This is a genomic window from Neomicrococcus aestuarii (assembly GCF_014201135.1).
Lineage (GTDB): Bacteria > Actinomycetota > Actinomycetes > Actinomycetales > Micrococcaceae > Neomicrococcus > Neomicrococcus aestuarii.
The window spans coordinates 476077-501661 of the sequence record NZ_JACHDR010000001.1 but is presented as its reverse complement, the minus strand read 5'-3'; the positions used below and the strand labels follow the sequence as shown (position 1 = coordinate 501661).

Annotated in this window: 18 protein-coding genes and 1 pseudogene; 9 read left to right on the top strand and 10 right to left on the bottom strand. The window is 58.8% G+C overall.

Translation table 11 applies throughout. The features are described 5' to 3' along the window. Window positions 1-120 precede the first annotated feature (120 nt). The 5 genes from HD598_RS02230 to HD598_RS02210 all read left to right on the top strand — a co-directional run bounded on the left by HD598_RS02230 (window position 121) and on the right by HD598_RS02210 (window position 7133). Entirely contained in the window at window positions 121-1983 is a 1863-nt protein-coding gene (locus tag HD598_RS02230; RefSeq protein WP_311538919.1) for a heavy metal translocating P-type ATPase, read from the top strand. An 86-nt stretch (window positions 1984-2069) separates the two neighbouring features. After that, window positions 2070-4292: an MMPL family transporter gene (locus HD598_RS02225; RefSeq protein WP_183663513.1), complete on the top strand. Its 2223-nt coding sequence runs from the start codon at window positions 2070-2072 to the stop codon at window positions 4290-4292. After that, window positions 4252-5547, top strand: coding sequence for a sensor histidine kinase (locus tag HD598_RS02220; RefSeq protein ID WP_221244574.1), 1296 nt, complete (start codon window positions 4252-4254; stop codon window positions 5545-5547). Before HD598_RS02225 ends, HD598_RS02220 begins: the two co-directional genes overlap by 41 nt. Next, window positions 5547-6167: a response regulator gene (locus HD598_RS02215; RefSeq protein WP_183663512.1), complete on the top strand. Its 621-nt coding sequence runs from the start codon at window positions 5547-5549 to the stop codon at window positions 6165-6167. The genes HD598_RS02220 and HD598_RS02215 overlap by 1 nt, the downstream gene beginning before the upstream one ends. Beyond that, window positions 6168-7133, top strand: coding sequence for an arsenic resistance protein (locus HD598_RS02210; RefSeq protein ID WP_183663510.1), 966 nt, complete (start codon window positions 6168-6170; stop codon window positions 7131-7133). An 8-nt stretch (window positions 7134-7141) separates the two neighbouring features. On the opposite strand, the gene HD598_RS02205 is transcribed toward HD598_RS02210, so the two are convergent. Further along, window positions 7142-8305: an NAD(P)-binding domain-containing protein gene (locus HD598_RS02205; RefSeq protein ID WP_311538918.1), complete on the bottom strand. Its 1164-nt coding sequence runs from the start codon at window positions 8303-8305 to the stop codon at window positions 7142-7144. On the opposite strand from HD598_RS02205, the pseudogene HD598_RS13825 reads away from it, so the two are divergent. Both HD598_RS13825 and HD598_RS02195 read left to right on the top strand, forming a co-directional pair. Then, a pseudogene (locus HD598_RS13825) lies at window positions 8290-8544 on the top strand (DUF1304 family protein); the annotation flags it as partial. The gene HD598_RS02205 and the pseudogene HD598_RS13825 overlap by 16 nt on opposite strands. Window positions 8545-8847: 303 nt before the next feature. Next, window positions 8848-9285 carry a DoxX family protein gene (locus tag HD598_RS02195; RefSeq protein ID WP_183663506.1) on the top strand — a complete coding sequence of 146 codons (438 nt, stop codon included), beginning with the start codon at window positions 8848-8850 and terminating at the stop codon, window positions 9283-9285. Between the two features lie 220 nt (window positions 9286-9505). Here HD598_RS02195 and HD598_RS02190 read toward each other — a convergent pair whose 3' ends face one another. From HD598_RS02190 to HD598_RS02150, 9 genes are all read right to left on the bottom strand, one after another. Beyond that, on the bottom strand, window positions 9506-10753 hold the full coding sequence (locus HD598_RS02190) for a thermonuclease family protein (RefSeq protein ID WP_311538917.1): 1248 nt from the start codon (window positions 10751-10753) through the stop codon (window positions 9506-9508). 126 nt (window positions 10754-10879) lie between these two features. After that, window positions 10880-12112 (bottom strand): Dyp-type peroxidase, encoded by a 1233-nt coding sequence (locus tag HD598_RS02185; protein ID WP_183663503.1) that lies wholly within the window; start codon window positions 12110-12112, stop codon window positions 10880-10882. Then, window positions 12102-12647: a copper chaperone PCu(A)C gene (locus HD598_RS02180; protein ID WP_260170467.1), complete on the bottom strand. Its 546-nt coding sequence runs from the start codon at window positions 12645-12647 to the stop codon at window positions 12102-12104. Before HD598_RS02180 ends, HD598_RS02185 begins: the two co-directional genes overlap by 11 nt. Before the next feature lie 99 nt (window positions 12648-12746). After that, window positions 12747-13373 (bottom strand): hypothetical protein, encoded by a 627-nt coding sequence (locus HD598_RS02175; protein ID WP_183663501.1) that lies wholly within the window; start codon window positions 13371-13373, stop codon window positions 12747-12749. Window positions 13374-13536: 163 nt separating this feature from the next. Continuing rightward, the gene (locus tag HD598_RS02170; protein WP_183663499.1) at window positions 13537-14322 is read right to left on the bottom strand and encodes an acetoin reductase; all 786 of its coding nucleotides are present in this window, start codon (window positions 14320-14322) and stop codon (window positions 13537-13539) included. Window positions 14323-14552: 230 nt separating this feature from the next. Beyond that, window positions 14553-15764, bottom strand: coding sequence for a glycosyltransferase 87 family protein (locus HD598_RS02165; RefSeq protein WP_183663497.1), 1212 nt, complete (start codon window positions 15762-15764; stop codon window positions 14553-14555). A gap of 148 nt (window positions 15765-15912) precedes the next feature. Then, window positions 15913-18174, bottom strand: a complete 2262-nt coding sequence (locus HD598_RS02160; RefSeq protein ID WP_311538916.1) for a glycoside hydrolase family 3 protein — start codon at window positions 18172-18174, stop codon at window positions 15913-15915. A gap of 334 nt (window positions 18175-18508) precedes the next feature. Then, the gene (locus HD598_RS02155; RefSeq protein WP_183663495.1) at window positions 18509-19318 is read right to left on the bottom strand and encodes an alpha/beta fold hydrolase; all 810 of its coding nucleotides are present in this window, start codon (window positions 19316-19318) and stop codon (window positions 18509-18511) included. Window positions 19319-20391: 1073 nt separating this feature from the next. Then, window positions 20392-21501 carry an SIR2 family protein gene (locus tag HD598_RS02150; RefSeq protein ID WP_183663493.1) on the bottom strand — a complete coding sequence of 370 codons (1110 nt, stop codon included), beginning with the start codon at window positions 21499-21501 and terminating at the stop codon, window positions 20392-20394. Between the two features lie 264 nt (window positions 21502-21765). Here HD598_RS02150 and HD598_RS02145 point away from each other — a divergent pair, with 264 nt between their 5' ends. Together HD598_RS02145 and HD598_RS02140 are read left to right on the top strand one after the other, a co-directional pair. After that, entirely contained in the window at window positions 21766-24828 is a 3063-nt protein-coding gene (locus tag HD598_RS02145; protein ID WP_183663491.1) for an ATP-binding protein, read from the top strand. Window positions 24829-24896: 68 nt separating this feature from the next. Further along, the gene (locus HD598_RS02140; RefSeq protein WP_183663489.1) at window positions 24897-25373 is read left to right on the top strand and encodes a hypothetical protein; all 477 of its coding nucleotides are present in this window, start codon (window positions 24897-24899) and stop codon (window positions 25371-25373) included. Window positions 25374-25585: the final 212 nt, after the last annotated feature.

Here is a 25585-nt window from a genome sequence, read left to right as displayed (position 1 = left end):
GAGGCAGTAACGTGAGGCCGTGCGAGAGCACCTAGCCTTACCTTGCTGGAATACCCCGCCCATCATTGGTAAACCTAAAGTATGGGCGGGGTATTTTCGTTGGTAAAGCAATATCCATTCGTGCTGGCGACGCTGTTGGTGGCTGGCACTGCCGGAGCGCTCTCCGTCACTTCGGCGGCTGGACTGGCGCCCTGGCTGCTCGGCGGTTTTGCCCTTCTGATGGCCGGCCGTTCTTTCATAGGCATGATCAAGGAATTGCGGTCAGGTTCCTTCGGTGTTGATCTGCTAGCCATTACGGCAATTTCGGCAGCTGTCGCTGTCGGCGAATATTGGGCAGCCCTGGTCATCGTGCTCATGTTGACCGGCGGTGAAGCCCTCGAAGACTATGCAGCCCATCGAGCAACACGAGACCTCACGGCGCTGTTGGCGAAGGCACCCCAAACAGCAAACCGTATGAGCGTGGACGGCACCGTGACCGTTGTTCCTATCGAGGATTTGTCCCCCGGAGACAGCGTGCTGGTGCGAGCCAACGAAGTGGTTCCAGTCGATGGGACCCTTGATTCTGAGTCTGGCGAGTTTGATGAATCCTCGCTCACCGGCGAAAGCCTTCCCGTGGAATTGCGCCGCGGCGATGAAGTGCTCTCTGGCGTGGTCAACGGCTCGGCGGCCGTCACCATCACGGCAACGCGGTCCGCTCAAGAGAGCCAATACCAGCACATCGTTGCATTGGTTGAAGAGGCAGCGTCGAGCAAAGCTCCCATGGTTCGGCTGGCCGATCGCTTCGCGGTTCCCTTCACGCTGATTTCGCTCTTGATTGCGGGCATGGCGTGGTGGTTCTCCGGCGACCCGGTGCGATTTGCGGAAGTCTTGGTGGTTGCCACTCCGTGCCCCCTCATCATCGCGGCTCCCGTGGCGTTCATGGCTGGAATGAGCCGTTCGGCTCGCGGCGGCGCGATCATCAAGAACTCAGCCACCCTCGAAAAATTTCACCGTGCGCGCTCTTTTGCTTTCGATAAAACCGGAACGCTCACGTATGGCCAACCGTCGTTGGTTGCCGTTCGAGCCACGCCCCGAGCTCAAGGTGCCGGCTTGACAGAGAACGAGCTCTTGAGGCTCGCGGCGTCCGCCGAACAATCGTCCTCTCACACGTTGGCAACAGCGGTCATCAAGGGCGCCGAAGCTCGCGGCGTCCATCTCATGGCCCCCGAATCCGCGCTCGAATCCACCGCTAAGGGTGTGCAGGCGGTCGTGGACGGCCGCGACGTAGCTGTCGGCAAACGAACGTTCATCGAACAGATTGTGGGTGCCGCCATCCCGCGCACGGCACTCAGTCCCGGCGAGCTGGCAATCTACGTGGCTGTGGGCGGCCGCAATGCGGGTGCACTGATTCTCAAAGACCAGATCCGGAAGAACTCCGCCGAAACTCTAGAAATTCTCAAGCACCACGGTATCCAGCACTTCACGATGCTCACCGGTGATGACATTGCCACTGCCGAACATGTTGCCGCTCAGTTGGGCATCGATCGTGTTCGCGCAAACTGCTTGCCCGCTGACAAGGTGGAAGAAGTCAAGAACATCACCAAGCGGCCAGTGGTGATGGTGGGCGACGGCGTCAACGACGCCCCGGTTCTTGCCGCGGCGGACGTGGGCATTGCGATGGGCGCTCGCGGGGCTACGGCAGCAAGCGAGTCCGCTGACGTGGTGATCTTGCGCGATGACATTTCGCGGGTGGCTCACGCCATGGTGGTGGGTCGCGAGACTGTCAACGTGGCGCTTCAAGCGATTGCCGCGGGCATCGCACTGAGTCTTGCCTTCATGTTGATCGCTGCCGTGGGAAACCTTCCGGCGATCGTGGGGGCGTGGATGCAAGAGCTCGTGGACATCGTGGCGATCCTGTGGGCTCTGCGGGCATCGCGCGGTCGAGACGTGGTTCCGGAATTGCACGCGTCAACGTGGAAATCCTCGGTTTCTGCGAGCGCTTAAGCCTCTCGTCTCCATCAAAAGTTGCATACCGAATGCAACCGGATAGGCGATGTGAGTAAGGGCGGTTTATCGCTGAAATGGTGAGTATGGAAAAAATTCGTGCTCTCCCCCGCACGCTCACCTCGCGCCGTGGCGCGTGGGTTTGGGCGCTCATTAGCATTGTGACGTTTGTGGCCCTGTTTGGGTTCTTTGGGCGGGCTACGGCTCCGTCATTGAGTGCGACGGCGCCGCTCACCTCTGAGTCCGCTCGCGTTGCGGACATTCTGGATACTTTTCCTAACGCGGATCAGCAGTCTGTGATTGTGGTGATTTCCCAGGACGACGACGCAGCGTTGAGTCCCGCTGTCATGGCGGCTTCCACGAGCCTGACGTCGGCTCTTTCTGAAGAGACTGGCCTGCCTGCGACCGGTCCGGTTCCGAGCGAGGATGGTAAGGCCGCGGTCATTGTTGCTCCCATGGTGATGACAGGAGATAACACTGAGAATGCGGAGCATCTCAAGGAATTGCGAAGCTTCTTAGCTGAGCAGAAGGATCAGTCTGCGGCACTCGAGGGTGCTTCCTTGTTGGTGACTGGCGGGCCGGCGTTTGGCGCGGATATCGCCGGAGCCTTCGAAGGTGCCGATCTTCGCTTGTTGCTCGTCACGATCGCCATCGTGGCCGTGTTGCTCATCCTCACCTACCGGTCCCCGGTTCTCTGGCTGATTCCGTTGGTAGTGGTGGCACTCGCAGATCAGTTGGCCAGCAATGTCACCGCCTGGTTGGGTGCCCAAGCAAACCTGCAGTTTGATGCCGGCATTATTAGTGTTCTGGTTTTCGGTGCGGGAACAAACTACGCGCTCTTGTTGATCTCTCGTTACCGTGAAGAGCTTCGTCTCCACGCCAACCACCGCACGGCACTGGGCGCGGCATGGAAGCACACGGCTCCGGCCATCCTTGCCTCCAACCTCACCGTGGTGGTGGCACTGGCTACCTTGGTCTTCGCGACTATCCCGGGCACTCGTGGTTTGGGAGTCGCTTCGGCAGCAGGGTTGGTGATCGCGCTTGTGGCAGTACTTTTCGCGCTTCCGCCGGTCCTTGCCATTGTGGGGCGAAAGGTATTCTGGCCATTCATTCCACGCGTCCAAGCACTTGCTTCCAGCAACACGTCAACCACGGCCTCCCCAGCGGTTGATACAAGCGTTGAAACGAACGTCGAGACGAACTCCGTGTGGCATCGCATCGCTAGCACCGTGGTCCGCAAGCCTCTGGTGAGTCTGTTGAGTGCCGTCAGCCTTCTGGCCGTCATGACGGCCGGACTGTTGGGTACCTCCGTGGGCTTGAACCAGCTCGAGAAGTTCCGTGAACCCTCAGAATCTGCGGCAGGACTCCAAGTCCTCTCCCAGCACTTCTCCCCCGGCGAGGCGCAGCCTCTGCTGATCGTCGCCGACTCCACTCAAGCGCAAGCCGTCGCAGACCGCGCCGCGCAAGTAGGCGGCGTCGTACGCGCAAATATCACCGGAGAATCAGCGGATGGCGCGCTCTCTAAAATCACCGTCACCGGAGACTACGCTACGGGTACTCCCGAGAGCCTCACGCTGGTGAATGAGCTACGCGACGCCGTCCATGAGGTACCAGGTGCTAACGCTCTGGTGGGCGGCGCCATTGCCACGGATGCCGATGCCCGAAGCGGCAATCTTGCAGACTTCCTGCTGGTGGTTCCGCTGGTACTCGCAGTATGTCTAGCGGTGCTCGTGCTCTTGCTCCGTTCCATCGTGGCACCGGTGCTCTTGGTAATCGTGAACTCGTTGAGTGCGCTCGCGGCGATCGGTGCAGGCTCATGGCTGAGCAGGCAGCTGTTCAACCAGCCAGCGCTTGATCTTCAAGTGCCGCTCTTGGCGTTCTTGTTCTTGGTTGCCTTGGGCATTGACTACACGATCTTCTTGGTGCACCGCGCGCGCCACGAATCTCTGCTGTACGGCACGCGAGCTGGAATGGTTCGCGCTGTCACCGGAACCGGTGGCGTCATCACGAGCGCGGGCATTGTCCTGGCCGGAGTGTTCGCGGCACTCGGCGTCCTCCCGCTCGTAACGCTGGGGCAGCTCGGGCTGATTGTGGGCCTCGGAGTAGTTGTCGACACCCTAGTAGTGCGCACCGTGTTGGTACCGGCGCTCTTTAGCCTGGTGGGTGAGGCCATGTGGTGGCCCGGAAAGCTTGCTGCGGGAGGCCCCCACAGCTCACGACGCGACGATCCTCACTCCGTGCACGGCGCGGAAGTGAAAGACTCAACTCATGACAACCCGGCAACAACCCCCCAGTTCGTTGGAAGATAAGAACTCAGCATCGCTGGTTTCAACCAGTGATCAGGGATTCAAGACACCGCTCGCGCCTTTCACCGAGGCTCGGGCGGTGTCCGGCATGCGTCTTGGCCAACACGTCATCGCGGTGGTGCTTCCGGCGGTTGCCGCGATCAGGGCAATCACCGATGGCACTCATCCAGCACTTGTCCTGAGCGCGGCCGGACTCTTCCTGGCGTGCTACTTCTTCGGTGTGCAAGCAGCACCCCATCGAGGCGGCGGACGACGCCCGCACCTGTGGCTCCTTGTTCTCTCCCTGGTCTGGGTGGGGTGCGTGGTGGTATCTGCTGAGTTCGTGTGGGTGGCGTTCTTGCTGTGGCTACTCGCGGGGCACCTGTTGCGGTGGCGAACCTCGATTGCGTTCTCTCTCGCCGTGTTCCTTGTTGTGGTGCTGGCCCCCGTGATGCACCACGGCACCACAAGCTACGCAAATGTCTTTGGACCGCTCATCGGCGGTGTGTTCGCACTGGTGATTTCCCGCGGCTACCTCGAATTACTCAAGGACGCTCGCGAACGCGAGGCACTCGTCACCACCTTGCAGCGCACGCAGACGGAGCTCCTGGGACTCCAAGACGAACTCGCGTTGTCCCAGCATCAAGCCGGCGCCATGTCAGAGCGCACGCGCATCTCCCGAGACCTCCATGACACCGTGGCGCAATCGTTGACTTCCATCCGCATGCTCGCGCTCGCAGAAGGCGCAAAAGCAAAGGACGACCCCTCGCAAACGGCGCTCAGCCAGATCGAGACCATTGCTCGAGAGTCCCTGGCCGATGTACGTCGAATCGTTGCAGCCCTCGCTCCCACCGAGCTAGAAGATCACGCTCTGGGTGAGGCACTTCGTCGTATCGTCGATCGCTTCCGCCAAGACACCGGTTTACGCATAGAACTGAACATCGACGCAACGGTCCCCGCGCTCTCCCCCGAAGTCAACGTGGTCCTGATGCGAATCACCCAATCAGCCCTCGCCAACGTTAAGCAACACGCGCACGCAAGCTTCGTCGTCGTCAGCTTGGTAGATGCCGCCGATACCGTACGGCTAGATATTCTGGACGACGGCAAAGGCATGGACACCACCGCGCTCGCAGGCACGTCACGCTCGGACAACTCCGGCTATGGTCTGGAATTCATGCGCTCGCGCTTGCGGGAGCTCGGCGGCGGACTGGATCTTGAAAGCACACCCGGCGAAGGCACCGTTATCAGTGCTCACGTACCGCTTCGAAAGGATTTCTGATGGTCGCAACTGTCATGCTGGTGGATGACCACCCTGTGGTGCGCACCGGTTTGCGTGCAGTCATCGACGCGCACGATTCGGTGGAAGTGGTGGGTGAGGCCGGAACCGGTGAGGAAGCGCTCGAACTCGCTGCCGCCATCCACCCGAACGTGGTGCTGTGCGATCTGCGCCTCGGCGATGGAATGGACGGTCTCGCGACAACCCGCGCGCTTCGTGCCCTCCCGCAGCCGCCCGCAGTGCTGATTTTGACCACGTTTGATCGCGATGCCGAAGTGCTGGGTGCGCTCGAAGCAGGCGCCGCCGGATACTTGCTGAAAGATGTCTCGCCGGAGACCATTGTTCGCGCCATCGATGTGGCCGCTCGCGGGGAACTATTCATGCCGCCGGAGCTTTCAGCACGCGTCATGCAGGGGCTGCGTGCACCGTTGCCGAAGCTGACGGATCGCGAGCTAGAAGTGTTGCAGCACGTGGCCTTGGGAGAGTCCAATAAGGATATTTCCAAGGCGCTGTTTGTTTCTGAGGCCACCGTGAAAAGCCATTTAGTGCATGTTTTTACGAAACTAGGGGTGGATAGTCGAGCTCGCGCGGTGCGCGTAGGCCAAGAGACGGGCCTGTTGTAGGTGACGGCGCTGACTCGGGATCGGCTTGAGCGACACCAGCTGTGGTTCTATGTTGCGGGCTTCTGTCTGGGGCTTGGCTTGGCGTTCTTGGCCCGTGGTGCGCGGGGAATCGCCGAAATATTGGTATGGCCGCTCCTGGCGGTTTTGCTGTTTGCAACCTTCGCACAAACCCCTTTTGCGCTGATACCTTCGGCATTCAAGGACGTCCGCTTTATGACGACGGCGCTGCTTGCGAACTTTGTGCTGGTTCCGATTCTGGTGTGGTTGCTAGTGCAATTACTGCCTTCGGTTCCTGCGATGCAGTGGGGTCTGGCGTTGGTCCTTTTGGTGCCGTGCACTGACTGGTTCTTGACCTTCACGCACTTGGGTGGGGGCGATATGCCGCGGGCCGTGAGCCTGACGCCCGTGAATCTGTTGCTACAACTGTTGCTCTTGCCGATCTACCTACCGCTGGTGACCGAAGGTGTGACGCCGCCTCTTTCCTTCAGCACGCTGACGCCGGTGGTGTTGCTTTTAGTGGTGCCGCTGATCTTGGCAGCGATCTGCGAACGCACTGTCTTCATGCTCCCTGCAGGGCGACGAATCCAGAGCGGGCTGGCATGGATGCCGGTTCCGGTCTTGGCTTTGCTCATCCTGTGCGTAGCGGCGGCCAATGGTGTGACCTGGGTAGCGTCAATCGATGTGCTCTGGACTGTGGTGGTTGCGAGTATCGCGTTTGCGGTCCTCGCCCTTACGCTGGCGCTTGTTCTCGCCCGGAGCGTGCGACTTCCAGCGACCCACGGGCGGACCCTCGCTTTCACCTTGCTGACACGCAATTCGTTTGTAGTGCTGCCTCTAGCACTTGCATTACCGGCAGGCTGGGAGCTCGCGAGCCTCACGGTGGTGACCCAATCCTTCGTGGAACTCAGTTTGCTCATTCTTGGTGTTCGGCTGGTGCCGAGACTGTTTCCGACTTCCCGGGACTGACGTTTCGCCTATCGACTTCCAACCGTTTGTTGTGCGGCTAGCTCTCGAGCAAGGGATGCCACAGCGGCTCGGCCGGCGCGGTTTGCACCCACGGTGGACGATGACGGACCGAAACCAATGAGGTGGATGAGTGGTTCACCGACCGGGTGGGTGCCTTCAAGCTGAATACCACCCAAATCATTGTGGAGGTTCAACGGGTCAAGGTGATGGATAGCCGGCTTGAAACCCGTCGCCCACATGATGGCGTCCACGCTGGTAAACGTACCGTCAGCCTCGCGGACCCCGCAGGGTTCCACTGCTGTAAACATCTTGCGCCAGTCCAGCGCCCCGTTAGCCTTGGCTTGTTTGGCGTACTTGTTTTCAAGCGAGAGTCCCGTGTAGGACACCACACTGCCGGTCGGCTTACCGGCTTCAACATCAGCCACGACTTTCGCGATGGTTTCTCGACCCGTCACTTCGGGCTCAAATTTATCCGTACGGAAATCGGGGGTCCTACGGACGTACCACAGCGTCGTCGTCATCTCCGAAATTTCCGCCAAATGCTCGATCGCGGAAATTCCTGCGCCTACGACGGCGACGCGCTTTCCACTGAACACCTCCGCAGATTGATACTCATGCGTGTGCAACTGCAAGCCGGTGAACGTCTCAAGGCCTGGAATCTCCGGAATCCGGGGGTTATCCCACGTCCCCGTCGCATTGATGAGCGCTTTGACCCGCCATGTTCCAGCAGTCGTGTCAATGACAAACTCTTGGGTGAGCTGATCTCTCGTGACGGTGTTGACGGTAACCGGACGCTGAATGGGTAGCTGGAATTCTTGCTCAAATGCAGCGAAGTACGCGGGAACTGCTTCGTTGCTGCGGCTCTTCGGATCTGCTGGTGGCTGCGGAAAACCCGGAAGATCGAAGATCCCGTTAACAGAGTCCATGAGCAAAGAATCCCAACGATGCTGCCAGGCTCCCCCGGGCGCAGGATTAGCGTCAAACATCACGAAGGTCTTTTCTGAGTCCACCGCCAGCTCGGCAGTGCCTTGTGTCGTCTCTGACGGGGCACCGAGTGCGCTTAAGAACCCCCGCTTTTTGAGATGGAAGCCGGCAGAAAGGCCCGCTTGACCGGCACCAATCACGGCGACAGTGGCGCTACGTTCAGCAACGTTCAATGAATCATTTTGCACGCGTTGAGAATATGTCATCTCGCCCGTGTTGTCTTACCAGGATCTTCATGGTGAAGTGTGAACATCATCCCGCCTCAAGGAGTACTGAAATGACTGTTGTTGCACTGGTACTGGGCGGGCTCGCCGCTCTCCTGCATGTCTATATCTTTTACATGGAATCGGTGGCGTGGACTAAGCCCAAAATACGAGCCACGTTCGGGATCAGCGAGGCCGAAGCGCTGGCTACCAAGGAAATGGCCTTCAATCAGGGCTTCTACAATCTGTTCCTTGCCATCGTGACTGTTACGGGAATTGTATTTTTGTCTCTGGCAATCTTGCCGTCGGTGCAGCGCTCATCTTCGCAGGCGCGGGCTCCATGGTGGCCGCCGCTTTGGTGCTGCTGGCGTCGAGTCCAGACAAGGCGTCCGCCGATATCAAGCAGGGTCTCTTTCCGCTCTTGAGCGTCCTCGCGTTGACGTTCGGTCTTTTGGTATGACACAAGCGACTCATTGATTGAAGTTTCATTAGTTGAAAGTTCAATCAAACGCCTCTACTGTGGTGATATGACTTCATCACAAACACTTCAGCACGTAGCACGTCTTGTTCTTCGCCTCGCGCTCGGCTTCATCATGGTTGCGCATGGACTCCAGAAATACAGCGAATACACGATCCCTGGAACGCAAGGCGCCTTCGTTCAGATGGGTATTCCAGCAGCAGAATTCGTTGCTCCCCTTGTTGCGACCTTTGAAATTGTTGGCGGCATCCTCTTGATCATCGGATTCTTGGTCCGCCCAGTAGCAATTCTTGCTACCGTTCAGATGCTCGGCGCACTCTTCATGGTGCACGCTGGCGCTGGCATCTACGCAGAAAAGGGCGGCTACGAGCTGGTTCTTATTCTTGCTGTCGTAGCCGTCACTTTGGCTCTTGTTGGCCCAGGAAAGTACTCCATCGACCAGGCTGCATTCGCGAACCGTAGCGGAGCCGTTTCCAAGCTTGCCTAGTTTTCGCCCCCTGACGTAAGAAAGAGGAGGAGCCATCAGGCTCCTCCTCTTTCTTTGTTGAATCGACGTTGTGCTCTATGCGACGCCCACTTGGTACATAGCATTCGGGGGTATTGACGCCCTACACAAGCAACGACGCGCGGATCTCCTCGGCTTGCGTCGTCGTCATTTAGTTATCAGCACCCCTGTTTAGCGCTCTGAATTTACCGCTGAGGCGAGGTTAGGGGCACGGCTTCCAGGATTGCCCGCCGGGAGCGTAGCAACGTGGCCCGGTGTAGCCCGGGTAAGGGTTGGATGGTTGTTGCCGCGGTTGCTGTTGTTGTTGCTGCTGTTGCTGCTGGGCCCGACGGGCCGCCTCAGCAGCGGCAGCCTGACGAGCAGCTTCTGCAGCAGCGGCCTGGCGACGTGCTTCAGCCGCCGCCGCAGCTTTTCGTTCTGCCTCGGCCGCAACGGCGGCTTTTCGTTGGGCTTCAGCTCGAATCACGGCTTGCCTCTTCGCTTCTGCAGCTGCGGCTGCTTGTCGCTTGGCTTCGGCTGCCGCCGCCGCTTTACGCTCGGCAGCTTCCTTCTTCGCTTGCGCTGCCGCTTGCAACTTTTCCAGCTTTGCGTTGATGGATGCACGAGACTTCTGTCCCGATGCGAGCGCCTTCTGCGCTCGGCCAGCGTCGCTGGTTCCTAAAGCCTTGTTAACTCCGTAGAGAGGCCGATTAGCTGCCTCCGGTCCCGGTACGGCCGAACCAATCAGTCCGATGAGACGCTTGGCGGTTTTGATGGAGACATCGATCGAGGCCAGCGCGGCAGCCGCAGTTGCGATGCTCGTGGGATCCACCGGTGCGGCTTCAAGCGGCGCCAACGGTCCAGCAAGTTGACCTGGAAGCGTGCAGTCAATGGCCGGGTTGAATAGTCCCGCACCCTGATCTTCAGCCTTCTTCTGAGCTTCCAACACTTCTTGATAGAAACGTCGGTTGGGCTCAAACAGCACCGCTACGCCGAGTCCCATGGCTGCGATGTCGGCGTTGACGAGCGTTCCGGATTCGTAGACGCCTGCAAGAGTGCGACCATAACGGTCTAGTCGTTCAACGTCATACTCGAGCCCGATCTCGTCGCCGGGCGCGAGCCGGCTTTCAAGATACTCCGTCGCCTCGGGACCCAAGCACTGGATGGGCTCGTTTGGGTGCTTGGTTTCTGGCGTATCAATGTTGAGAAGTCGAATACGGGTCTCGGCTCCGTTCACGGTGGCGTCTACGGTGTCGCCATCGATCACACGGATGACAGTTCCGGTGTCCTCGTAGGACTGATCGCCATCGTTGCTAGCAGCCTCTCTCTGTCCTTGCTGCGCGGCAATTGCCGCCTGACTAGCAGATTCCCCGGATGCCGAGGCGGCGCTGGCAGAGTTGCCTGCGCCGCCGGAACAGCCCGTGAGCAACAGCGACCCGATGGCCAGACCGGCCATGAGCCTAGAGCTCACGGATGTCTCTTTGAAAATCATTAATTCCCCAAACATTATTTTTAAGCGATGAAAAGTTCATTGAACCAACAACTATTCAAATCACCAAAAGGGTGTGGAGAATCGCCTTCATGTTGAGGTAACGAGCTACCCAAAGAGCGTTTCGCCCACGAACCCTCCTTCATGGCACCCCGGCAATATCGCGAAGACCGCCGACCCGATAGGCGTGGTCCACTGATTCAGTAGGTCCAGTTCATCTAGGCGGTGCTGCAGGGGAACGTATTGTCGATCAACATCGGCTTGATACGAAATGAAGATCAAGCCGGCGTTAGAGACCTCCGAACCGGTGGGAGCGTCGTCGTAATTGTAGGAACGGCGAAGAATCCGCTCACCCGGAACCGCACTACGCGAGCGTGCCACGTGGGAGAACTCCGGAATAACTTTCAATCCCCCAGCCGTGGTTGCCTCGAAGTTCGGGACCTCAAACTCCGCAGCCGGGTCATGCGGGGAGCTCGTGAGCGGCGCCCCGTTTGATAAGTAGCGACCCACGGATTGCTCGCGCCCGCTACGGTCCAGTTCGTCCCATTTATCCAGATCCATACTGATTTTGCGGACGACGACGCTGCTTCCGTTCCGTAGCCAGCCTTGCGGTTCCCAGACCAAGGCATCGAAGTCGGGGTCGCTGGGCTGCGGATTGCTGGTGCCGTCCACTTGGCCGAACAGATTACGCATGGTGGTTCCTGCGGTCACGCTTCCGTGGGCGCGACGGAATCCTCGCTGGGACCAGGCGATGCTGGCGAAGCGACGCGCGTCTTTAAGGATCATCCGCGATGCATGCGCCACAATCAGCGGGTCATCGGAGGCGAACTGGATGAAGATGTCGCCACCCGAGAACTTCTTTTCCAAACGATCAATGCTGAAGGCTGGAAGATCCTTGAGCCAATTCGGCGGTTGTTTTCCGGCAAGCTGGACCGCGTGGCGGCTCACCCCGAAAGTGATAGTGAGCCGGGCAGGGTTCTGCGCAAGCTCGGGCTCGGTATCTGCAAGCGCAGGCTGTCCTTGGGTGAGACGAGCCGCGTCGTCAGAGATGAGCCTGAACATTCGTTTCAGCCCCGCGCCGTCGGTGGCCCGTGCGAGCGTCAGTGCAACGAAGAGCGCGTGCGCCTGCGGAGCGGTGGTGATTCCCGCCTGATGATCGCCAAAGAACGGAATGCGCTCTTCGCCATTTAGCGGAGTCTGCGTTTCGGCAGCCGACGACGGAGCAACAAGCTGCTGAGCTGACAGCGTCCCGAGGACTCCCACACCTGCCGCTCCCCCGCCGAGGAGGAGTCTGCGACGAGTGGGGCCCTGACGGCTTATAGATGCTGGATTAGTGCTCATAGTTCTCATTGGCTCCTGCGAAGTCCTTGACAGGAGCTGTGTACGTAAACGTCGATCCATCTGCAAACGTCAACGTGATGGTGACGTCATCCCCTGCGTTCAGTGCGGATTTCACGCCCATGAACATCAGATGGTTCGCACCGGGCGCTAGAACCACGTCACCCTGTGCGGGGATAGTGAAGCCGCCGTCGACTTCGCGCATGGTCATGGTTCCGCCTGATCCCGCAGTGGTCTCATGAAGCTGGATCTCGGCGGCTACCTCTGACGATGCCGCCACAATCTGCAACGGCTGATCCGTGGTGTTGGAGATGATGCCGAAACCTGCGGTCATACCGGAGCTAACGGCCTTGATCCAAGGGTCTTTGACGCTGAGTCTTGCCGCCGAGGCGGAGGAAGTGGAGGAGGTTGAGGCGTTTGACGCGGGCTGAGTATTGGTCCCGCCGCTACCAGCGGAGCAACCGCTGAGTGCGAGCGCCATGATGGCCGCCCCTGCAGAGAGTTTGCTGAAGGAAAGAGTGAAGGAATTGCGGGTCAAGGTAGTGCCTTTCAAACCAAAAAGTGGACGCCAACAAACCACGGGAGCATAGCGATGCCCTGCGCGTGGAACGGCTCTAAAAATGGATGTTGGCCGGAACTAAGCGGCGAGAATGAAAGGCGGGCCACGTCGTCGTACTGACCGCAGAACTGTCTGCGAAGCCAGCGAAACGTGCGTGTCCGTAGCCGGCACGGCAGGAACTGTGCCGACCGGAGCAAAAACGGCCAAGAAGAGCCGCAAAAGGCGCCGAGTGACGCAATCTAAGCAGGCTGGAAGAGAACGAAGCTGGCGCAACAGCTGATCGCCGCCCAGCAAATAGGCCACCGTGATAGCACCAGCAAGCACGTGGCCGGCCCACATGGTTTCCCCTGCGCTCAACAAGCTGATATGGCTATCTGCGAGAGCCGGGGCGTACGTACCATGATGCGCGTGTGCGCCGATCAAAGACGCCTCAGACGACGGCGACGCTGGAATCGGAGTTCCAAGCACGAAGAGTGCGTGGAAAAGAATTTGGCTAATGGCCACCGCGAGCGACGTTCGCACCACTGAAAGCTTTTTGCCCGCAGGAGCCAGTGAAAAAGGGAGGGACAACAGAAACGGAACGGCAATACCTGCCAGTCCCGGCATATCGCCCCCACCAGCTAGGTGGGCAATCAGCGCAACGAGTGTTGCCATCAGCGCAGTCGTCAGTCCACGCACTACGCGAGGAGCGGTGGGACTGGCCATGGGGACATTCTGCCAAACTTCTACGATGCATAGAAATTGTGGGCGAAAACGTGCTGAAGCAGTTTTGGACGAGCGAAGGCCGCCATCCAGAAATGAGGATGGCGGCCTGCAGATGCCCTCTACCGGTTTCCGTCACTGGCGGACAACTCCGGAAATGAGTGGATTAGTTGTAGAGCATTCCGCCGTCAACCAGGAGAACCTGACCGGTGACATACTCAGCGTTAGGGCTTGCGAAGAACGACACAACGCCGGCGACGTCTTCAGGGGTTTCGATGCGGCCAAGGCTAATGCTGTCCACATTCTCCTTGAGGTTCTGACCAACAGGCTTGCCAGTGATTGCGGCAAGCTTCTTGTCGAGATCTTCCCAGAGGCTGGTGCCAACGATGCCAGGAGCGTAGGCGTTGACGGTGATGCCGTGCACGGCGAGTTCCTGCGAGGCAACCTGTGTGATACCGCGGACGGCAAACTTGGAAGCCGTGTATGGGGCAAGAATTGGGAAGCCCTTGATGGCTGCGATGGAGGCAGCAGAAATAATGCGGCCCTTCTTGCCAAGCTCAATGAACTTTGCAGCGGCAGCCTGGATTCCCCACAGGACGCTGTTCACGTTGACAGCGAAGACCTTCTGCATCGACTCTTCGGTGATCTCAGCGATCGGAGCAACCTGGCCCACGATGCCAGCGTTGTTAACCATGACGTCGAAGCTTCCCAGCTCTGCAGCAGCCTTGTCTACAGCTGCGGCAACCTCTTCACGCTTGGAAACGTCGGCAGAAACGAAGATTGCCTTGCGGCCCAACGCTTCAATCTCGGCGACGACGCCGCGACCCTTTTCTTCCTGGAATGCCATATCGGCAACAGCAATATCGAATCCGTCAGCAGCGAGCTTCAGCGCGATACCGCGACCGATACCCTGAGCTGCACCGGTGACCATAGCGACTTTGATGTCAGACATTTTTAGCCTCTTTGTAAAATCACTCCGCAATGCCTTCGCCTGCGGACAGATAGCCTGGCAGTCAGAACCTTTTCGGGCTGTCATGATGGGCCATCGATATATGCAAACGCATGGATAATGAGAATAGTTCCCACTTATTTTCAACCGGCGAGAGTGATGTTCAAAGCCTTACCTCCGCGGCGCCCCGAGGTGACGTCCAGCGGCCACCCTCGGCCCCAGCGATGGTCTGACTAGGCGGTGGCCCTTTGATCGGAGTGTGCGTCCGGCTGCCCTCCAGGCGCATTCTGGCGCGCGAAAAAGCCCAAGTAGAGGCAAATAATGTTGGCAATAACAGGCAATGTTGGGGCGATGTAACCCCAGGCCGGAACTACTTCCCCATCCGCGTAGACACCAAACATAAGCGAGACGTACTTAGGCGAAAGAATCAGCGCAAGGGAAGAAAGCGCAGTCAGCGCCCACGTGAGATATTTCACTGCCTTCGGAGCCGATGCCACAAGTGAAATCCAGCCATAGGCAATAACGGGCCACCACACCCAGTGATGAGACCAGCTCACGGGCGATACCAAGACGGGGCAGGCAGACGCGATTCCAAGGAGAGCAACGCGGTCCAAATGAGGCGCGACCTTCCAGAGCAACGCAACGAAGGAAAGGCCCACAATGAGCGCGATGACAAACCACAGCGCTTGCGATTGACCCGCACGTTCAAGGACGGCCTGAATGGAGACGTTATCGATGTAGTCAATGCCGCCCACACGCGAGGGATCGCGGAGCACGTCGGTCCAATAGTGAATGGTGTTCTGCGAGGATGCGATGAAGCCAATGAGCTGCGTTCCAATGAAAGCAGCAATACCGATTGCAACAGCACGCCACTTCTTCATGGCGAACGGGAGGATCAGGAACGCAATGGGTGTCAGCTTGATACCAGCGAAGACACCAACGGTGATCACGAACGGCGTCAACGACTTGAACTTCACAAACGTGAGGTAGCACGCCGCGAAGATCAAGATATTGATTTGCCCGAAGCCAATGGTGTCCCTGAACGGACCGGAAATCATCATGACGGCACTGACCGTGAGCGTGGTGACCCACGGCTGCAATTGCGGCCATCTGGCCACTAGTCGCTCGGAAAGATCCTTACCCACATAGAGCACCGCAATAATTGATGCCACATTGGAGATGAGGTAAGCAACCGAGAAGGGCACAAGCGCGATCGGCACAAACAGGAGTGCGGCGAATGGTGGGTAAGTAAACGGCAGACCGGGGTCACCTACGGCACCTAAATACGGGTCGTAGAGTGAGGAAGGATTGTTAAGTAGAGCCAGTCCGCCCTCACGATAAACCTCCAAGTCCAAGCCGGTGGGATTCTTGTTGAGAATCAACCAGACCGCTAAAGCCACCAATAGTAATTCCAGAATGATGGTGGCCGGTTTTGCCCGCCGCACAATTGATGAGTAGATCGCTCTACACCTTCCCCTGATTGTTTTCTTCCAGATTAGCCGGTCAAACGGATGCCGCAGTTTTGTCTGCGCTCCCCCGTCAATCCGTTCCACCCGCAATTCGCAACGCTCAGGTCCTCAGGGCCTCCCGCAACTATCCCGCAACCAAATCAACCTTTGCGTGAAGTGCCAGCTTGGTGACCGACGTACCAACGTGGAGGATGTACTCGCCGGATTCGTAAACCCAGCGGTCTTCCCAGTAGGCCAGCAGACGCGTTGGAAGTTTCACCGTGAGGTTTACGGTTTCGCCAGCATCGGCCCACACAGGTGCGGAGGCTACGAGCCATCGCACTGGGCGATCAACTGCTGAGTCGGGTTTCTCCGCATACACCTGAACGACGGTCTTTCCCGCGCGGGATCCCACATTCGTCACGGTGATGCTGATCGAGCTAACTTCACCGGCTGTTAGGTTCTCAGGTATCTCGAGGGAATCGAGAGTCCAGTCTGTGTAACCGAGACCGAATCCAAACTCATAGGCTGGTTCGGCGCCGGCTTTGAGCCAGGCGCGGTAGCCAATGTGAATTCCTTCGTTGTAAGTCAGAGTCCCATTGGATTCCGGCGTCACATTGATGACTGGTACATCTTCTTCGTTGGCCGGCCACGTGGTGGGCAGTCTGCCGCCTGGCTCTGCTACCCCCTTGAGAATATCGGCGAAGGCATGTCCGAATTCTTGACCGCCGAAGAATCCAATCAGGGTGGCGGCAACGTCATTTCGCCACGGCATCAGTACCGGCGATCCTGCATTAACCAGAACCACGGTGCGAGGATTGGCCGCTGCAACCTCGGACACCAAACGATCTTGCATTCCGGGCAGTGCTAGTGAGGTTCGGTCGTATCCTTCGGACTCCACTTTGGAGTTAGTTCCTACGACGACGATGGCCACATTCGCGGCGCGGGCCGCCTCTGTAGCCTCACGTATCAGCTCATCAGGGTCAGTGTCTTTCGGCTCTAGACCAATAGTCACACCGAGGGTGTTGGACAACTCTGCGTTCGAGCGAGGTGTAATTTCAATCAGAATCTCAAGAGGGATCCCCTGCTTTACTGTCTCCGGCGCTGAAACTCCTGGTGGCGCCAGCAAGGCAGCGCCTAAATCCGTGCCAACGGGATCTACAGTTGCCTCGCGGAGAAGTTCACCGTCCGCGAAGATCCGTCCATGTCCAACGCTTGAGAACCCGAGGTGGATGGTTCCGGTTTCTTCCGGCGCGTACTCGGTGTGAAATCGGATCTTTGAGGCGGACGAAATGGGAGCGTCCCCTCCGAACCACACGAGCGAGGTAGAAAGGCGGTCTTCAGCGAAGAGCACTTGACCGTCGGGCTCCACGAACTCGACCCTCATTCCCGGTTTGCCGGTGTGCGGGTGAGTGATGTGTTCCAGCGGTAGCTCGTTAATCCCGTCCTGAACAATCGCACCAGCACTATAGGTGACGTTGTCCGAACCAAACACTTCCTGAATGCCTTCAAGTGGGGTCACAACGCGCTCTGGGATAACGGTTGCTGACCCGCCTCCCTGAGTGCGCGCAAAGCGGGCATTGTGGCCAATAACCGCCACTTTCGTGTCTTCGTCCAGATTCAGTGGAAGGATGCCATCATTCTTCACCATGACAGTGCCGGCGATCGACGCCTCACGCGCAAACGCGACGAGGTCTTCGGTGTCGACGAGCTCAGTGTGAACCGGTTCGAAACCCTTAAGCGCTCCCACTCGTGCTGCAAGTTTTAGGATGCGAAGTACTTTGCGGTCCACTGGGGCCTCAGACACTTCACCTGATTGCACCGCAGCCACCAACGCTTCGCCCCAGGGTCCATCTGGGCCCGGCATCGCTAGATCTTGGCTGGCGTTGGCGCTACGGAGGCTACGAACTGCGGTCCAGTCGCTGATAACCACACCGTCAAAGCCCCACTCGCTATTGAGAGGCGCTTCGAGCAGGTGATTTTCGGTCGCCGTGACACCGTTGATTGAGTTGTAAGCACTCATCACAAGCCACGCCCTCGACTCAACGATGGCTTTCTCAAATGCCAGGAGATAGAGCTCTCGCAAAGTCCGCTCGTCGACTTTCACATCAACAGTGAATCGGTCCGTTTCCGAATCATTAGCGATGTAATGCTTCGGAGTGGCCCCAACTCCGTTGCGCTGAACGCCTGCGACGTATGCAGCAGCAAGCTCAGCGGTAAGCACGGGATCTTCGCTGAATGCTTCAAAGTGACGGCCACCCAGTGGAGAACGGTGCAGGTTGATGGTCGGGCCGAGAACCACGTCGACGCCCTTACGGCGGGCCTCAACAGCTGAAGCCGCACCGAGGCGGCGCGCAATGGAAGGATCCCAAGACGCGCTAATAGCCGTAGCTGAGGGGAAGTTCATGGAAGGCTTCCGCTCATCCCACTCCTCACCCCCTCACGCCGGAGGGGCCGTCAGAAAAGAGCATGCGTCGAAGCCCGATCTTTTCCAGAGACCAGGTCGTCCAAAAATCCCGACCAGTGAGCAAAAGAACCTTTTCCTCTAGCGACAGTTCAGATATGAGGGTTCTGAGTCGGTCGTCAGTATTCAGATCATCGTTCGGCGTATTGAATTCGGAATCCATCATTGCCTTTCTTGTCTGGTTACCAAGCGGTCAAGGCGATTCACTCACTTGTACTTGAGCAGGATTCGTCGTCGAACCCACACGTGTTAATCTACAGAATTCACTTGACCTTGCTCAGACCGTCGACGACTTGATGAATGCCAACAGTTCGCCGTTGAATTTCTCTGGCTCATTCCAATGAGGGCAGTGTCCACTCTCTTCAAAGACGGACAACGAAGCGTTCGGCAAGGCGTTCGTCATCCACTCCATGCCCTCAATCGGGAACGACGGCGAAAAGCGACCAGTGGATACCCACGTCGGCACATCAACACGTGGTAGGACGTCGCGCCAGTCAGCAGCAAAGTGATCGGCCAGCAAAGGGACCACACTTTCAGGGAAGTTCCAGAATCCGCCGACTTCTTCGAAGAGATTCACGACGTGAGCTGGCGCTTCAGGTTCCCGCGAAGGATCACCCCACGCAAAACGTCCGTTCACGGAGTCCCAGACGTTGCTCCAGTCAACTAGGCGCACACCCCAATCCCAAGTTTCATCATTGATCAGTTTCGGAGATTGGTCGATGGCAGCGAATGATCGAACTTTCTCCGTGCCGAAAAGATCGATATAGGAAAGGCAAACGGATACGCCCATTGAGTGTCCCACCAGCGCCACGTCATTGAGGCCTAGATGCTCAATCAGCTCCGCGAGGTCCGCGCCGAGGCGGGAAATACGCTGGCCCGTGGCCGGAAAATCTGAAGGTCCGTGGAATCGCAGATTTACAGCGATGGCACGATATCCAGCGGAAACTAGAGCTTCTTGCTGAAATTTCCAGTGTGCAGCGATGCACGAAAATCCCGGAACAAGAATGACCGCGGGACCGGATCCGGCATCCTCGTAGGCCAACTGCACGCCATCTGCAGTGTGGAAAAACTTCGGATCAGCGCTCATATGGACTCCTCTGGAATTACGCATAGTTCACCTGCCGAATTATTTCGACGGGCACCCGGAGCCCACAGGATGCTAAAGAGAAAGAGAATGAAGTTTGAAACAATAATTCTTTCGAAAAACTTATCAAAAAACACCATTCGGCTATCACTCAATGGTGTTCGTTCACCCCTCGAGCGCTCAAGCACGGACTCAGGACACAACCATTGCGAGAACAAACGGTCAGTACATCTTCATTGCAGATGTACCCGCACCAATTTCCTTCGCCTGTAAAGATGGCGACCGTTTCTAAAGACTAGAGAGTAAATTGGCGAGTATGACTTACATCTTGTTAGCGGTAGTAGGGCTTTCGGTTGGAATCTTGTTTCCAAGCAGCTTGATTCCACGAACTCGAGTGGTGCCGCTAATCGCCAGTGTGGTCGTAGTCTTCGCCAGTATCTATTACGTCAGCCTAATCCCTGGAATAGACTCAAACGGGTCCACGCTGTTTGGCCTTTCTGGTTTGGTCGGAGCTCTTCTCGCCCCGGGTTTTCTTTGGAAAGACCATCCGATGCTCAGAGATTTAGGATATTTCGACAGATTGAAATTCGCCTCACAGAACTTCAAGAGGCTTCGGGAAACTCAAAATGAGCAGTTACCAGACTGACGGTCTTGATTGTCCTATCCGACTACAGGCCAGAAGAGGTGCGGACTCCCTTCGGGCTACATTCCCAAGACGTCTAGTTGAGGAAACAAGGAAAGACCCAGCATCATCAGATGCTGGGTCTTTCCTTTACTTGCGGTAACTCTAGCGGTGTTGACGCCCTAAATCGGACCGTTCTCACCAAATCGAATTCGCGTTTCCGCAGGTCATCCTGCGAATTTGGTCGGGCTAGCGGGATTTGAACCCACGACCTCTTGACCCCCAGGCGTCCAAACGACCCAAATCGGGCCAAGAACCGCGTAGTTCCGGGGATCAGATCATGCAGGACACGTCATGCAATGCATGGTTTGCATGATTCTGGTCCCCTTTTGGTCCCCGCTTTCGACCGCCGAGCTCTCAGGGCTCAGGGCTCAGCCCGAGGGTTGCTTAACGGCTAAGCAACCAGCAGCGGGAGCTGGCTCTCCACGCCTCCAGTCAGGAAGATGATCCGGTTTTGTCCGAAGGTGGAAGCCACTGATGGAGCATGAGCCTCCGGCGTCCGGTACTCCGCATCCATCGCCCAAAGCAATCCGCCAAGTGTGTCCTCGTCTTGGCCGATGTGGCGACGCGGGTAAGGGTCGATCACGACGATGCGACGGGACGGTGACAACGAAGCCCAGCGGCGGATCGCCGCATCCACATGTTGATCGCGGAAGGAGTAGCCGACGACGACCAGCAGCTCTGATTCCTCAAGCCAGTCGTGGAACTGACGAGTCAACGCTGGGAAGGCCGAGAAGGGAGTGGTTTTCGAACCCGACCCGAAGATCACGGTCGGGGTCAGGAGTCGATTCGGCGCCGCCTCGTTGAGACCATTCGTTTCATAGAAGCCCACAGCCGGGACGAGGTTCCCGCTTTCGTGGTTGGTGGATCGAGAGCCGCGCCAGGTCATGGAGCCATGCAGCTTCAGGAGAGGCACGGCTGCTGTCTCGAATTGCCACTGGAAGCCTCCAGCCCACAGCTCGGCCCCTGCGGAGACTTCGACACCGAACCTCTCACCAGCCCGCTCAATGAGCTGGTCGTAGTTGAGCGTGACGATGCCAGTCTTGTCGGCACGAAGCAGCGGCTCGAAGTGGTCGAGAGGAGCGTTCGCCTGAGCAGCATCAAGCGCACCAAGCGCATGCCCCTGGATCATGTCGAGAATCCACTGCGCGTCTCGAGCCAGCGCTGCGGTGTCACCGCCATAGGTAGGGAACTCCATGAAACCGTTCACCCAGAACCGCGTTGGGTCGGAGTCCTGATAGGTCAACGTCTCGACGGCTTGATAGAGATCCTCGATGTTTGAGCCCATCGATAAGACCACCGGACGAATATCCCGCCAGAGCTCCGGGACTCGCGATTCAGCGGCGAAGTTGGTTGTCGCCTCATCGATGCTCGTGAGCACGATGTCAGTGAGCTCAGCGGAGACCGGAAGCGCAGGTTTAGAAGCACCCGCGCCCAAGAGAAAGAGGACTCGGCCGCCCGCCTGCGCCACCCACTCACGGGCCGTATTGAGATTCGTCTGCACGATATCAGCATGGCAGCGGCGACCCGTCCCTCACCAGCGACGCGGGGCAGGCACGAAAAGTGCCCACGCCTCCGGGCGGATGGCATCGGCCCTGGAGGCCGGCTCTTTCGCCGCATGAGATGCGGGCCAGTGACGGGGTGTCCCCCACGTTTGGCGTCGGGACTTGGTTCAGGAGTGCGCTCTAGCGCCCCTGTAGGATGGAGTCGACGGGTTCGTCCCCTAGTTCAGGGGCGCGATCGGGGCTGGGCGAGGCGGGAGTTTTTTGTGGCTGACTGGAAACCTCTGTCGCTGGCTTCATCGCTTTACGCGCCGGCGTCGGTCACCACCCCGGCTCCGGTGATCGGCAAGCTCGAGGAGCTTCCATTCACCTCCCTTTCTTGGGAGAACTTCGAGCGCCTTCAACTACGGATGATGCGAGACGTCGAAGGACTTCGCGAAGCACAGCTCTACGGAGACCGCGGGCAGGCCCAACTCGGACTCGACATCGTTGCACTGGCGCCGGATGGTGCGGGCGTCGCTCTCCAGAGCAAGAACTACAAGCAGTTCGGAAAATCTCAACTCACCGCCGCGATCAAGAAGTTCCGCAATGTGGAGCAGCCGTTCACGGTTCAGCGCCTGATCCTAGGCGTGGCATGCGCCGTCAAGAGCACCGGCGCAGTCGAGGAACTCGCTGTTCAGCGCAAGGAGCTTCACCCAATCGTTCTCGACCTTTGGGATGCGCAGGAACTCTCGGCGCTCCTGCGAAAGCGGCCAGAGATCGTGATCGAGTACTTCGGTATGCCCACCGCCGAGGCCTTCTGTCACGAGTTCAAGATCGACGTCACCCAAGTCCCCACCGCCGATGCTGCCGGGGTGCGCGAGGCAATCGCACGCACCCCAGAGGTCTCCACGGGCGCCCAGGAGTTCTTCGACAAGGCGGCTGAGACGACCGATCCCGAACAGGCGCTTGCTCTCATCGAGAAGGGGCAGGCTGCCCTGCAAAATGCAGGGTTCAAGCCTCATGCGGCGTCTCACGACAAGGAGCGCGTGCGCCTCTTGGCTCTCAACGGACGAGCCGAGGAGGCGGCACGCCACACTCTCGATGAGTTCTGGTCGGCACTCGAGCAAGGCCTCGCGACAACCGCCCAGATAACGCAGTCACGTCTCGCGGAGCTAACAACTCAGGCCGAGATTGCCCTAACAGTAGATGCCTGCCGCAAGGTCACCGAAAGCGCGATCAACCTCTATATGAATCCGCTCGGCTACCTTCCGGACATCAAGGAGCTGCGGCTTGGGGAGCCCGAGGACCAGGTGCGCCTCGCGCTCCTTGCGGGCGAAACAGCTATTGCTAACGACCGCTCCGACTGGCTGAGCAGCGCCGTCCCCACCCTGGCCGAGCTGTCCCGTCTTCCTGGTCTCGATCAAATACGACGCACGCGCCTTCGCCTGATCATCGCCGAGTCGACGCAGGACTGGGCAGAGCTTCTTGCCGATGCTCGAAAGATCACCCACGGATATAGCGTCTCCGGGCTCATCGCCGCTCGCCACGCACGCAGCCTCGCTCGATACGAGAAGTTCAAGGAAGCCGACCTGGCCTGGGATGAGGCCTCCGGCTTTGCGTCGCTTGCCTCGCAGTGGGGCGAAGCATCGACGTGGATCTTCAGCAGGCGTTCCTTCCGCTCACGCTGGAACCCGTTCACAAGCAACGAGCTACTCCCTCTGCAAACCGCTGTCCGGGAAATGGGCACCTCAAGGCCAATCGTGCCGACGGCCCATGACGCCTACGTCGACGCGCTATCAGGACTGAACGAGGGCACCCTGCGATCTGCGGCGATCTCCGCGCAGCGCGCGCTGCGCGATGCGGTCGCGACTAGCGACTTGGTAGAAGAAGAACGCGCGCGGCGCGTGCTTGCCTCGATCCTGATCGATTCTGACGAACCTACCCTCGCCGCTCATCACCTCGCGCAGGTCGGTGCGACAAAACAGATCGACTCACTGGGCAAGTCACTGCCGCTTCAATTCCTTGACATCACGGAAAATCTGGACGCGCCGAACTACTGGACGGTCGGCGCCACCTACCGCCTCATCGCTTCCCAGGCGGATCTCGTGCCCGACACCCTCGTGGACTTCATCGCGGAGCATATCGTTGCGGAGCTCGCAGCAGCCGAGGAAGGTACCCGACCCGATCTGCGCTCCTTTGCCACCTCGCGTTATAACAACGCGATCAAAGCATTGGCGGGTATTGCCGGCCGCATCGCTCTCGAACCGGCGACCGCCGCGTTGGAGCACTTTGAGCGGCAACCGGAGGTGCAGGAAAACCACTACCGGTTCCACGATGACGATGAAGCGCTTGCTGTGGCGAGAATCGCGCTCAGCCATCCGAACCTCGCTCCACGGGCCATCGCCCATCTTGTGCCGCTTCTGGGCAGAGCGCAGGGCGCGCGAAGTGAGACTGCCCACGATGCGATCAGCAAGTACGAGACGCTCGCACGCGACGGACTCACCGTACTCGCCGCAGCACGCAACCACTGGGCACAGGAAACGCTGGCACTCGCCAACCCGACCGACATCGATCCGGCCGTCGCGACCGATGCTTTGGCGCGGCTCACCACACCGCTTGCTCACGTCGCCGGCGTCTACAGCGTCGGCACGAATGCGATCGGCGACTCACTTCTCATCCGTCATCTGCCCTCAGACTCAATCAACACCGCGGTTACCGAACTACTGATTCGCGCAGATGATCCGCACCTTGGCTCGAGCGATCGCGCGGACTATCTAAACGCGGCAGGCAATCTCACACGTCATCTCAATAAAGCCCACCGTTCAAGTCATTTTGAGACTGCCATGCGACTCGCAACCTCGCCCACTCCGTCGAAGTACGACGAACTCAACGGCCAGTACACCCACAAGCTCGGCGGCTTCCGCATGAACGGGATGCCCCAGGGAAGTAGCGGGCAGGCGCTAGCGCTTGCCGCCAGCCTCGCAGGCAACGATAACCAGCGAAGAGAAGTCCGACGCGTCGTCTACGCGCTACTCGGCGAAAAGGCCGATTACTGGCCGACCATCGCGCTGCAACGTCTCGGTGACACGGTGAAAGACGACCTTGCGTTTCTCTCGATGCAAGGATGGGCTATCCGGAGTCTGGTGGCGCTGAAGTGGGTTGAGCACGGCGAACCTGAACACCTCGGCATCCGCTTGGCGCGGGACCCCGACGCGCGCGTCCGTCGAGCACTCGCACGCGCACTCACGGACCAAGCCAATCGGAATCATGCAGATGTGCGCGCTGTCTTGGCCGACGACCCCGCGTACAGCGTCCGCACGGCCCTTAGCGGCGCAGAGGCCCCCTAGATCCGACACTCCGACGCAACCGAGGACCGCCTCGCCCTCATGTCGGCGCCCCCTGCCACTATGGGCAGATGAGCGACGAACCGACTGACTGGACCGAAGAAGACGACGCGATGGTGACCTACGAGTCGCTCCCCGATTGGCATCCATCACTCTTCGTCGATGTATTTCGTACCGGCCTCGAGATGGAACAAGCGAATGCCGGAGAACTGTTAGGCGGCGCATTCGTCACTCCCGAATCGCTTGGCACCTGGGAAGACTTCTCCCGAGCTCGATCCGTCTTCTCATCAGGTCTCAAGATCAGCACCACAGCGTTATTCGGTATCGGGGCACCGGACGTCGCCTACGTGCGCCTCGTCGAAACCGATGCGCATCTCAACGATGACATCGCCGCCGTCCCCGCAACAATGCACGTGACACTCGTGTGGCGCCCAGAGATCGCGGTCGTGCCAATCAGCAGCTGGCGCATCCACCAACTCGGTGAGGCGATCGAGCCCACTCTCGTGCCGCGCACTGCGGCTGGCTTCGATCCGCGAACGCAGGCCTAGCCTGCAGCACGCTGCGAGCTTGGCGAACTGATTTTGGAACCTGTAGCGCGAGGCTGGGCTACCCGCGACCGCCGCCCATGCTTGCTCCACGTCGGCCCAGTCGTCACCCACAAGCGACTTTGCGTCAGCATCGTTACGCCCGAGTGCGCTGGCCAACTTTGATCGCGTGGCGACGTCGGTGTCCAGAGCATCCCACAGGAGGGTGGTCAGGC

Coding starts and splice junctions, on each gene's coding strand:
- HD598_RS02175 (WP_183663501.1), bottom strand. CDS start 13,373: ATGGCCAGTCCCACCGCTCCTCGCGTAGTGCGTGGACTGACGACTGCG.
- HD598_RS02195 (WP_183663506.1), top strand. CDS start 8,848: ATGACTTCATCACAAACACTTCAGCACGTAGCACGTCTTGTTCTTCGC.
- HD598_RS02220 (WP_221244574.1), top strand. CDS start 4,252: ATGACAACCCGGCAACAACCCCCCAGTTCGTTGGAAGATAAGAACTCA.
- HD598_RS02170 (WP_183663499.1), bottom strand. CDS start 14,322: ATGTCTGACATCAAAGTCGCTATGGTCACCGGTGCAGCTCAGGGTATC.
- HD598_RS02185 (WP_183663503.1), bottom strand. CDS start 12,112: ATGAGCACTAATCCAGCATCTATAAGCCGTCAGGGCCCCACTCGTCGC.
- HD598_RS02160 (WP_311538916.1), bottom strand. CDS start 18,174: ATGAACTTCCCCTCAGCTACGGCTATTAGCGCGTCTTGGGATCCTTCC.
- HD598_RS02155 (WP_183663495.1), bottom strand. CDS start 19,318: ATGAGCGCTGATCCGAAGTTTTTCCACACTGCAGATGGCGTGCAGTTG.
- HD598_RS02225 (WP_183663513.1), top strand. CDS start 2,070: ATGGAAAAAATTCGTGCTCTCCCCCGCACGCTCACCTCGCGCCGTGGC.
- HD598_RS02215 (WP_183663512.1), top strand. CDS start 5,547: ATGGTCGCAACTGTCATGCTGGTGGATGACCACCCTGTGGTGCGCACC.
- HD598_RS02140 (WP_183663489.1), top strand. CDS start 24,897: ATGAGCGACGAACCGACTGACTGGACCGAAGAAGACGACGCGATGGTG.